Raw genomic sequence first — 11,400 nt, 5'->3', positions numbered from 1 at the left:
TGGTTTGTGATTTTTACGTGAACGTCTTTCTCCGGTTTTTTGACTGGAGTTGTCTCTTCCGGTTTCGGTTCCTCCTTTGGAGCCGAAATTTCCTCTTTCTCACTAACTTGCTCTTCCGTTTTTTCATCACTGCAAGATGCCAGTGCTGCAAATAGAAAACCGATTGCTATGATTCTTTGATGCTTCATGTAACCCAAGATAGTCAAATTGACTTATATATAAATCGTTTTTGAATTTTTTAGCGAATGAAGAACATACAAGATTCTTTTACTGAATGATTTTTGAACGAAGAACCTTTTTTTGAAGATTTTCTATCTTTGCGCCATGATTCAAAGAATGAATGCAAATTGGTTCTTGTTGGGTTGCCTTTTTGTTCTTTTCAGTTGTGAAACAAAAATGAAGCTTACTCAGGAAGAGAAAACTCAAAAAGAAGCGGTGCAATCTCCGTTTCCGGCATTCAATAACCTTCCGGAATCATTTGTTCCCCGTTATTACGACAGTATCAGTCAGTTTTACCGTAACCGCATTGCCTCTGATTTTAACGGGATGTTTTTGGTTGCGAAAAACGGGGAAATCGTTTATGAGCGCTACAAAGGAATGGCGAATCATCAGTACAAACGGCGCATTGATAAACACACGCCGTTGCATGTAGCATCTATTTCGAAAGTGGTTACGGCTGTCATTATCTGTAAATTGGCAGATTCCGGAGAACTGGTTTTAGATAAGGATATCCGCTCGTATTTGCCTGAAATCATGTACGAAGGAATCACGGTCAGAATGCTTCTGAATCATCGAAGTGGAATTCCGTATTACGGTTACTTTCCTTATTCTATCTGGCCGGCAAACAAGCCGCTGACGAATCAAAAAATCGTCCAGTTGCTGAATCAATACAAAATGCCCTTGTATTTTCCGCCGAATTCGCAATTCTCTTACTGCAATACCAATTATGCTTTATTGGCTTTGATCGCAGAACGGATTACTCATAAGAAATTCCCCGCGTTAGCTCAGGAAATGATTTTTGAACCTTTGGGAATGACGGATTCGTTCATCAACAATGGTTCGCAGAATTCGGATAGTTTATCCTTGTCCTATGATTCGAAAAACAGGGTGGAACCCTTTACCAATCTGGACGGGATTTACGGAGATAAAAATCTGTATACAACAGCCCGCGATTTACTCAAATTAGACAAAGCGACTTATTCCGGGACATTCCTCAGTGATTCGATCAAAAAAGAAATGTTTCGCGGATATAGCTACGAACGAATGGGAAAAAGCAACTACGGTCTGGGCTATCGTCTGAGAGAAGATAAGGGAAAATCAACCTTGTTTTTTCATACCGGCTGGTGGCACGGAAGTACGGGGTGTTACGCTTCGCTTCGTCAGGACACGATTTGCATGGTGATCATTTCAAATCACTACACGAGAAAAGTATTCGCAATCAATCGCTTGTCGACGCTTTTCGGATCCTATCCGTATGAACCGTTAATTGATACAAAGGAAAACTTTGTTCAGCCAAATGTGGCAAAAACACACGTCAATGAGGCGGTCAACCGGAAACGAAATGAGTAATCCTTCAGTAGTATGTCATTGTTGCAGCGGAAAAACTTTTGAAGATTGCTGCGAACCGTTTCTGTCTGGAACAGCATTTCCTGAAACCGCAGAACAATTGATGCGCTCGCGTTATTCGGCTTACGTGACGTTGAATGTTGCTTATATCCTGGAAACAACGGCGCCCAAATTCAGAAAGTATTATGCTGCAAAATCCATTTTGGAATGGGCTTCAAACAGCACCTGGATCAGCCTGGAAATTGTTTCCTCAGAAGAAAAAAGAGTGAAATTCATCGCAACTTATTTAGACGATCAGCAACAATTGACGCGCCACAAAGAAGACTCCAGATTTGAAAAATCCGGAGGTCGCTGGTATTTCCTGGATGGAAAAACGTTCGATTAATTGCTATTGAAACAATTCAGTCAACACTCTTCCTTTTCCGGTAGGCATCTGGAAATGCAGCATTTCAGAAATCGTTTTGCTGATATCCAATTGCTCTGAAGCCGTTTTGTATTCAACATTTTTCTTGAAATCCGGACCCATTGCCAATAAACTGATGTGTCTGCATCCTTCACATCCGTCGCCGTGACTGATGTAACCGTCTTTGTGTCCGTCCAAATGTCTTCCATGATCATTGGTGATCAGCAACGTTGTTTTGTTTTTCAATTTATTGTTTGACTGAATGAAATTCCAAAGCTGGAATGCATAATCATCACATTTTTGAATTGAACTCAGGTATTTTTCCCATTCTTTGGAGTGTGCGTAAGCATCTGCCGCCAGTAAATTGACAAGCATCAGGTGAGGAGGTTTATCCGTAGAAAGTACTTCTTTTACCTTGTCGAAGGTTTCCTGGTCTCCGGCATAATCAGAGCTGTTTCCGTTTGGTCCGCAGTATGTACAAGGCTTGTATACATTCCACCACTTTTTGTAATTTGTATTTCCCAACACTTCTAATTTTCCTTTACTGGAAATGACCCATGCATCCGATTTCGGAACATTCTTTTCTTTCAGGTAATACTGAAACATGGAAGGGTATTTGGGAAGTTTCTTCCCGCTGTTGGAAATGCGCTGATACCTTCCGGTAATGATTGCTGTGTGACCCGAAATAGTAAAAGTGGGGCCGTTATTTCTGAAATTGCTGAGTAAAACACCTTCTCTTTTCAATTCATTTCCCAAATGAGGAATGTATTTGTAGGTGGTGTCACCAAAAGTTTCCGTGAACCTCGGACCATCAATAATCAATACGATTACATATTCCGTAGTGTATTTTTTTGCCGGTGTGTCGGGAGATTTTTTGAAATCAAATGAACTAGTCACCAAAACTCCAATTGCAATTACTGCTGATAGTAACAATTTAGTCATGCTTCATTTTAAGAATATAAAGTTACTTTTTTTAATCAAACAGCAGGCCATAGAATAAAATAGCTGAAATAAAATAAGTTCAATTTTGTAACGTTTCGTAACTTTAGAATTCTATAATTCAGACTTCTGCTTATGAACATTTTTCTTTTGCAAACACACTTATTCTCATTTGTATCTAAAAACCTGTTAAAGAGTAATCTAAGTTTTGGTGTTGTTTCCAAAAAGACGATTGTCATCCAGGGAGCTATTACAACAAATTTACTTTAGACTAACCTGAAGGAGGTATTCATTCGATGAATTTCATCCCGGGAGAACAACTATTTCTTTAAATTATGAAGACGAAAAGAGTATTGATTATTGATGACGAGATTGATGCCAGGCGCGTAATTTCCAAATATCTGGAGCGCTATTTCCCCAATTTTCAGGTTCTCGGAGAGGCAGACTCCTACAAATCGGCGGTTCAGCTGATCAACGAAACGGAAGCGGATTTGATCTTTATTGATATTAATCTTGGCGACGGAACCGGGTTCGATGTGCTGGATGAAAGCGACGCATTTGCTGCGCAGATTATTTTTACGACCGCTTTCGACCAGTATGCCGTAAAAGCATTCCGGTACCAGGCTTTGGATTACCTCATGAAACCGATCGATTCGGAATTGTTTGTGGAAGCGGTGAACCAGGCTCTGGATAAAGTGCGGGAACGCCGTACCATGAGCGTGGATCAAATCATGATTTCTTACGGAAACGGGGAACGGAAAATTTCGATTCCAACAACCGACGGAATGTGCTTTGTTCGCCTGGATTCAATTATTTGCTTCGAAGCAGATAGCTCTTACTGCAAAGTCTTCTTAGACGATTCAAAAGAAATATTGGTATCGAAACCCCTCAAGTTTTTTGATGATAAACTGAGATTAAATGTCAATTTCATCCGTCCGCATAAATCATTTATCATCAACATGAAATATGTAGATGAGTATTTGAAGGAAGAAGGTGGATATATCAAAATGAAAAACGGACTGAAAATTCCGATTTCGCGTCAGAAGAAAGAAGATGTGATCCGTGATCTTCAAACGCATTTCCTGTAAGGAATAAGGATACACGATATGAAAAAACAGTAGGGGACGCAATGTATCGCGTCCCCTACTGTTTTTGGATGATTGACGCGATGAAAAGGATTCCTTATAGATGAAAACCCTGTCGGAACTATTCGTTTTGAATCAGTGATCAAAAATAGTCTTAAACCCGCGATGAAAGAGGTCGATCCAATCTGTTTTGCTCAAAATACGACCAAAATTATTAGATTCTGTTAAATTTGCCACCGAAACAAATCTCACACATTTTCAGTTTGATTAAGTACATTCTATGGGGTCTCATTGTTGTCGGAATTGCTACGACAATATCTGCGCAAGCAAACCGTATTTCATGGGAATACAATTATGATCATTTTGGAATAAAAAATGGTCTGCCAAGTTCTGAAACCTACCAGGTTCATCAGGATAAATCAGGTTTGTTGTGGATACTGACAGACCGGGGAGTGGTGAAATATGACGGATTTGAATTTCAAAAATATACGACTGAGAATGGGTTAGCCGACAATGTGAATTTCAGGATCGCTGAAGATTCAACTGGTGGTGTTTGGTTTTTGGGATATAACGGACTGTTAAGTGTTTTCAAAGATGGGAAAATGCAGGCGTATAAATATAATCACCTGCTTAAGAAAACCGTTTTTATTGGTCGGAACGCATATATTTCATTTTGTCTGCTAAAGGATAACTCGTTGATTTACGCTGCATATGCTAATGGAGTTGCTATTCGGATTAGTGAAGATGGTCAGATAGAGCGATTGTCAGATAAGTTTCCGGATAAGGCCTGTTTTTTTGAATTCGGAGATGTCTTGTTATGTGCGCGGACAACTAAAACGAGACAAGCGGGCGACGTTTTTTTTATCCGGAACCAGAAACCTGTTTTTGCGGGTGAAATAAAGCTTCATGGGGCTGTTCGGGCGAAAAAATACAAAGGATATAATTTCATTATCACCAATATGAAATTATATCTGAATGACAAACAACAATTCAAACTCTTAACGGATAGCCTGGAAGTGATTGCGCTGGATGCAGACAAGGAGTTTTTGTATGTCGGGTTTTACAAAGGGGGGATGAAAAAATACCGCTTTGATCCAAAAACAAAATCGTTGACGCTTGTTCAGCATTACTTACCTAATTATTCGGTCACCTCAGCATTTAAAGATTCAAACCATACCTTATGGCTTACGACGCTTGAAAAAGGGGTGTTTTCAATTTCTGATGAAGCATTCAGGCAATTGGCAATTAATGGGGAAATCCTGTCTGAAGAGGTGCGTTTTATCAATGGAAACAAGCATAAAGTCGTAATTACTCATTATGTGGGCAAATGGCAGCAGTTGTACCCGCCTTATTTATGCAAAGATGTCGGGAAGATTTTTCGCCGTTTTAATTTGCTGCCTTTTAATGACGGATTCGCATTTCAGAAGGGTATTGTGGATTGGAGTGATTGGAAAGATGTGGATGCAACTTACGTTTCAAATCCAAATTACGTAGACAACTCTTTCGTGGTGGGAATTAACTTTTTTGCGACTGATATTATTGAAGCGAATGGAAAATCGGAATACCGTGCCGATTTAAGACCGACCCGTAAGTATAACCTTTCCAAGGCTTATGTTTGGTTTTATATGATGCAGCACAAAAAAATATTTATTGTGTATGATACCGGGATAAAGGTTTTTAATATTAAAAATTCGAAGGCATCCGGCAGTTACAGATCTGTTTTAAATAAAGGAATTAAGAAATTAAAGTACAATCCGTTTTGGGGTTTAATCGCGATATCTGATACTGAAGGGCTTTTCAGGATAGATATGGAGGAGGAAACTGCTTCAGCATTTGTCCCGAAGCTCCATTTGGGAAAACAACTGCTGAATATTTTCTTTGACGAAAAGAATCAGTTGTGGGTAGTGAGTGAAAAAGGAGTGTTTTTGCTTGTCAGGAAAAACAATCGGATTGTTTGCCAAAGCTTTATAAACAAAAAGCTGTTATCCAGCGCAGAAATAACGGATTTGTATGCTTACGACGATGTGGTTTACCTGGCTACTAAGTTTGGTGTGCAGAAAATAAACGTTTTGAAAGTGAAAAAAGAGCAGTCGGAATGTCCGCTCAGACTGTTTTCTATCCGGTCATTTTCCAGAAACAAAGAACTGAATCAATCAAAAAAAATCCCGGCAAACACAGACTTGATTAAGATAAATCTCCTGGACAAAAATCTTACCGGGAATATAACCTACAGGTATCGTTTTGGGAAAGATCAAACCTGGATTAAATCGGATAAAGGAGAGATTATTCTGAACAATCCCTCAGCCGGGAAGTATGATCTGGAGATTTCCCGTTTAAGTACTTTTGATAACTGGTCTAAGCCTAAATTGGTAGCGAGATTCGAAGTAGAAAAAAATGTTTTTGTTCGCTGGTACTTTATTGTGTTTTATGCGGCTTTTGTGATCGTTCTGTTTTACATCATTTTAAAACTCTCCATTCGGTATGTAAATAAAAAAAATTACATCCTGAATCGCATGATTGAGTTGGAACAAATGGCATTGTCGGCTCAAATGAATCCGCATTTCATTTTCAACTCACTGAACTCGATTCACAGTTTCCTTCTGTATGAAGAGAATGAGAATGCGGAAAAATACCTGATCCGCTTTTCTAAATTAATCCGGCAAACCCTGACCAATTCAAGGATGTCATACATCACCGTGGAAGAGGAATACGAAATGTTGAAGAATTACATTCTTCTGGAACAAATGCGTTTTAAAAACACGTTTACCTTTGAAATTGATTGTAGTTTGAAGCAGTTGCCTTTTCACCCCTTTATTCCTCCCATGTTGATTCAGCCTTATGTGGAAAATGCAATTATTCATGGGTTGATTAAACGCTCAGAAGGAGGAAAGTTGTTCTTGAAATTTTATGTAGAAGACAAGTTCTTAAAAGTGTTGGTACAAGATAACGGAATCGGGTATTCGCAATCGGTAAAACATCAACGGGATACAGGACATAAATCTTATGGAACACAAATTACGGAAGAACGTCTGAAATCTTTAAAAGGGAAAAACAAAGAAGGATATACCGTCACAATCAGGAATGTGGATGCATCGAATCTTGAATTTCCCGGAACTTGTGTGATTCTGACAATTCCAATCACTATGAATTGAAAATGAAAAATTCAATCCGGGGCAACTTTTGGATGCTTCATTTTTGCCCGGGTTTATCCGTGCATCGTTTCTGATTTCCCGTATTTATCCATTAAAGAAGCTTCGAATTCCAGGAATTTTTTCCAGCGGGCATCTACATCAATTCCGTCTCCGTATTTACGGGCAAAATTCAGGAACGTAATGTAGTGACGTGCTTCGCTTTCCATCAAACTGCGGTAAAAAACACGCAAATCTTCGTCGTTGATTTCTTCCGAAAGGATTTTGAAACGCTCGCAGCTTCTTGCTTCGATCATGGCAGCAAACAATAGCTGGTTCACCAGATGCGATTTTTTCGGATTTCCGGAGTGAGTTACTTTCAGAAAATCCAACAGGTCGTGAACGTATGGATCCTTGCGTTCGAATCCGAGTTGATACCCGCGTTCCAGGATTTTATCGTGCACCATCCCGAAATGTTCCATTTCTTCCTGGCAAATTTCAATCATGGACTTAACCATGTCAGGATAGTGCGGATACTGAACAATAATAGAAATGGCATTACTTGCTGCTTTTTGTTCGCAGAAGGCATGATCCGTTAATATTTCCTCGATGTTCTTTTCTACAATATTCACCCAACGCGGGTCAGTTGGCAATTTTAAACCTAACATAATTGAAATTTTACGGCAAATTTCGTTATTTCTTGAATTCAAATCCTAGTTTTGTTAGAATAATATCGAAAATATGAGATTCTCAATACTTCTGTTTTCAGTTTGTTTCGGACTGTTTTCAAATCAATCGTTTTCGCAGAAAGATGCGCCCAAAGTAGTTGTCGGAATTGTCGTTGATCAGATGTGCTACGATTATTTGTATCGTTTCTATCCTCAATTCGGAAAAGATGGTTTCAAACGTTTGATGGACAAAGGAACGCATTTCAGAAATGTGACTTATAATTATGTGCCCACTTTTACTGGTCCGGGACACGCTTCGATTTATACGGGAAGTACGCCGAGTAACCACGGAATTGTTGCAAACGAATGGCATTACCGCCCTTTCGGAAGAGAAGTGAATTGTGTGGAAGACACGACGGTTTCTACTGTTGGTTCTGTAAGTAAATACGGGAAATGCTCTCCTTATTTTTTACGCTCGAATACGATTACCGATCAATTGAAACTCACTTATCCGACGTCAAAAGTGATTGGTGTTTCGATTAAAGACCGTAGTGCTATTTTGCCTGCCGGACATTTGTCGGATGGTTCTTATTGGTATGATTATGCCACCGGAAATTTCATTACGTCTACTTTTTACAGAACCGAATTGCCAGCATGGGTCAATCGCTTTAATGATCGGAAACTGGTTTCGAATTACGTAAATCAGCCATGGAACTTATTGAAGGATTCAGCTTGCTACACGTATATCAAACAGGATAATTCTCCCTACGAAGGATTGGTGGGAGGAAAGACAAGCCCGGTTTTTCCGTATGACTTCAGCAAATTGCCTCCGGCAGATCAATTGAATGTGTTTACAATTATGCCGGCAGCAAATACCTTTTTGACCGATTTTGCTATCCAGGCGCTTGCGGATGAAAAGCTTGGAACACATGCTACAACCGATTTCCTGACGATCAGTTATTCTACTCCGGATATTGCCGGACATACATTCGGTCCGTATTCATTGGAAATGGAGGACATGTATTTTCGATTGGACCAGGAACTTGCCCGTTTGTTCCAGACTTTGGATAAACAAATCGGGAAAGGGCAATATGTTGTTTTCCTGACGGCGGATCACGCAGTAGTTCCGGTTCCTCAGTTTTTGGCAGATCATAAATTACCGGGAGGATATTTATTCCTGAAAGATAAAACAGACAGTTTGAGAGCAAAATGCATTTCGAAATTCGGGAAAGATTATCTGAAAACGATTGAAAACGACAATGTGTATTTGATTGATGCCGTTCTGGGGACTGAAACAGAAACACAGGTTATGGCTTTTTTCAAGCAGGAAATTTCCAAATGGACAGAAGTGAAACGCGTTTACACGAAAGAAGAACTGCAATCCAAAACGGCTGAAAACTGGCAGCAAATGGTTGCTTCGGGTTATGATAAAGAACGAAGTGGTGAATTGATTTTTATTCTGCAGCCGGGATATTTGCCGAAAACTTCGGATACACCAAATTCTCACAAAGGAACAAGTCACGGTTCTGCGTTTAATTATGATACACACGTTCCGGTATTGTTCTACGGAAAAGACATTTTCCCGCAGGATGTTTTCACTCCTTATGAAATAGTAGACATTACTGCAACACTGGTTCATGTATTGGATGTTCAGCGCCCGAATACAGCGGTTGGAAAACCGATGGTGGAATTATTTAAAAAGAAGTAGATTTCAATCCTGCGGAATCTACTTTGTAGAATGCTCGTTTTTAGTTGACTGAGTGGCATTGAAGGCAACCCATTGAACGAAGCGAAGCTGATTTTTTAAATTTTTAATGAAAAAAATGACTGAACGCTTGCAAGAATTGAAATAATCACTAATTTTGTGCACCCAAAAGGGAAGGATTGAACGAAATCCTGATAAATTGAAATAGAATTTAGTCCTGGTTTTCAGGAATTAAATATGCGGATGTGGTGAAATTGGTAGACACGCTAGACTTAGGATCTAGTGCCGAGAGGTGTGCGGGTTCGAGTCCCTCCATCCGCACTTCAGATGGTCTCGTTGTTAATCAATGAAGACCATTTTTTGTTTATACAAGTTAAGAATTAAAAGAAAACGGAATGAACGTAACACGTCAAGAAGTGAATGCAGAAACGGCGCTTTTAACAGTGCAGGTTTCACCGGCAGATTACCAGGGAAAAGTGACTGCTTCTTTAGATAAATACCGTAAGCAAGCGAAGATTCCGGGATTCCGTCCGGGAAAAGTTCCGATGGCTTTGGTTCAAAAGCAATACGGAAAAGCAGTATTGGCTGAAGAAATGAATAAATTGGTTTCGGATGCTTTATACGCTTATGTTCAGGAAAATAAATTGGAAATTCTTGGAAACCCGATCCCGAAAGACGGAACGGACGTAAAAGGAGATTTCGACAATCCGGGAGATTTTGAATTCATTTATGAAATCGGATACTCTCCGGCAATTGATTTGAAATTGACTTCCAAAAACAAATACGATTACGTTCAGGTAAAAATCGATGATAAATTAGTTGATCAGCAAATCGACGATTTACGTCGCCGTTACGGAAAAATGTCTTCTGCTGAAGAAGTGAACGATACGGATATGATTTTGGCTCAATTCGTTGAGTTGAATGAAGACGGATCAATCAAAGAAGGCGGAATCATGCATTCCTCCACAACTTCCATGGAGTTTGTTGAAGACAAGAAAGTGAAAAAATCATTGGTTGGTAAGAAAGTAGGAGACAAAGTAACTGTTTCTGCTACTGCAATTACCCGCGGTGACAGCGATAAAGCAGCAATGCTTGGAATTAAGCCGGAAGAATTGGCAAATCATTCAGATTCTTACCAAATGACGATCAATGATATCAAACGTATGGAGTTGGCGGAATTGAACCAGGATTTGTTCGACAAGTTATTCGGTGAAGGAGCAGTTTCTTCTGAGAAAGAATTACGTGAGCGTATCGCAAATGATCTGACTCAGATGTTCGCAAATGACTCTGACCGTTTGTTGACACGTGAAGTTTACCGTGACCTGGTTGAAAACACACCGGTGAACCTTCCGAACGATTTCTTGAAGCGTTGGATTCAATTGTCAAATGAGAAACCGATTACCATCGAGCAAATCGAAGCGGATTACGACAATTATGCAAAAGATTTGAAATGGCAGTTGATTCAAGGTCATATCTTCAAAGCAAACGACATTAAACTGGATAATGCTGAAGTGATTGAGTTTACGAAAGGATTGATCGTTAATCAATATGCACAATACGGAATTCCTGCGCCAGAGGATGCGGAATTGACGAAACAAGCTGCAGGAGCTTTGCAAAACCGCGAAGAGGCAAATCGTATTTACGACATGCTTGCTGAGGCAAAATTGACAGAATACTTTAAGAATACAGTGAAATTGAACTCAAAAGAAGTTTCTTACGATGAGTTCGTTGAAATGGCTTCGAAATAAGAACATACGTTACGAGTTGATAAAACAAGAAGGGACGCGATACATCGCGTCCCTTCTTGTTTTCCCCCACACGGTTTGCCAAATGGCAAACGGTACATTCAACTTATAAATGCAACTTTTGGTTAAACATTTCTATTGGAGATCTAAAGTTATATCTT

General features: G+C 39.6%; 9 protein-coding genes and 1 tRNA gene. 7 read left to right on the top strand and 3 right to left on the bottom strand.

Annotation, left to right across the window (positions count from 1 at the left end):
• Positions 1–188 (bottom strand): hypothetical protein (locus Q1V93_RS17145; protein WP_300666362.1); only part of this gene is annotated, 188 nt, incomplete at its 3' end.
• Between the two features lie 208 nt (positions 189–396).
• On the opposite strand from Q1V93_RS17145, the gene Q1V93_RS17140 reads away from it, so the two are divergent.
• A complete protein-coding gene (locus Q1V93_RS17140) occupies positions 397–1,569 on the top strand; it encodes a serine hydrolase domain-containing protein (protein ID WP_300666360.1) in 1,173 nt (390 codons plus the stop codon).
• The gene (locus Q1V93_RS17135) at positions 1,562–1,951 is read left to right on the top strand and encodes a YchJ family metal-binding protein (RefSeq protein WP_300666359.1); all 390 of its coding nucleotides are present in this window, start codon (positions 1,562–1,564) and stop codon (positions 1,949–1,951) included. The genes Q1V93_RS17140 and Q1V93_RS17135 overlap by 8 nt, the downstream gene beginning before the upstream one ends.
• A gap of 3 nt (positions 1,952–1,954) precedes the next feature.
• Here the strand turns inward: Q1V93_RS17135 and Q1V93_RS17130 are convergent, their stop codons facing one another.
• Positions 1,955–2,911, bottom strand: coding sequence for an alkaline phosphatase family protein (locus tag Q1V93_RS17130; protein ID WP_300666358.1), 957 nt, complete (start codon positions 2,909–2,911; stop codon positions 1,955–1,957).
• A gap of 332 nt (positions 2,912–3,243) precedes the next feature.
• On the opposite strand from Q1V93_RS17130, the gene Q1V93_RS17125 reads away from it, so the two are divergent.
• Both Q1V93_RS17125 and Q1V93_RS17120 read left to right on the top strand, forming a co-directional pair.
• Complete coding sequence (locus Q1V93_RS17125) at positions 3,244–3,996, top strand: LytTR family DNA-binding domain-containing protein (protein ID WP_300666356.1); 753 nt, start codon at positions 3,244–3,246, stop codon at positions 3,994–3,996.
• Between the two features lie 260 nt (positions 3,997–4,256).
• Entirely contained in the window at positions 4,257–7,145 is a 2,889-nt protein-coding gene (locus Q1V93_RS17120) for a histidine kinase (protein ID WP_300666354.1), read from the top strand.
• Positions 7,146–7,198: 53 nt separating this feature from the next.
• On the opposite strand, the gene Q1V93_RS17115 is transcribed toward Q1V93_RS17120, so the two are convergent.
• The gene (locus tag Q1V93_RS17115; protein ID WP_300666352.1) at positions 7,199–7,789 is read right to left on the bottom strand and encodes a tRNA-(ms[2]io[6]A)-hydroxylase; all 591 of its coding nucleotides are present in this window, start codon (positions 7,787–7,789) and stop codon (positions 7,199–7,201) included.
• Between the two features lie 73 nt (positions 7,790–7,862).
• Here Q1V93_RS17115 and Q1V93_RS17110 point away from each other — a divergent pair, with 73 nt between their 5' ends.
• The 3 genes from Q1V93_RS17110 (at position 7,863) to tig (ending at position 11,242) form a co-directional block, all read left to right on the top strand.
• Entirely contained in the window at positions 7,863–9,497 is a 1,635-nt protein-coding gene (locus Q1V93_RS17110) for an alkaline phosphatase family protein (RefSeq protein WP_300666350.1), read from the top strand.
• A 236-nt stretch (positions 9,498–9,733) separates the two neighbouring features.
• A tRNA-Leu gene (locus tag Q1V93_RS17105) sits at positions 9,734–9,815 on the top strand.
• A 74-nt stretch (positions 9,816–9,889) separates the two neighbouring features.
• The gene (gene tig, locus Q1V93_RS17100; protein WP_300666349.1) at positions 9,890–11,242 is read left to right on the top strand and encodes a trigger factor; all 1,353 of its coding nucleotides are present in this window, start codon (positions 9,890–9,892) and stop codon (positions 11,240–11,242) included.
• Positions 11,243–11,400: the final 158 nt, after the last annotated feature.

Origin of the sequence: Fluviicola sp., assembly GCF_030151805.1 — a bacterium.
In the GTDB taxonomy this organism is placed as follows: domain Bacteria; phylum Bacteroidota; class Bacteroidia; order Flavobacteriales_D; family Crocinitomicaceae; genus Fluviicola.
This window is presented reverse-complemented; position numbering and strand designations above follow the sequence as displayed.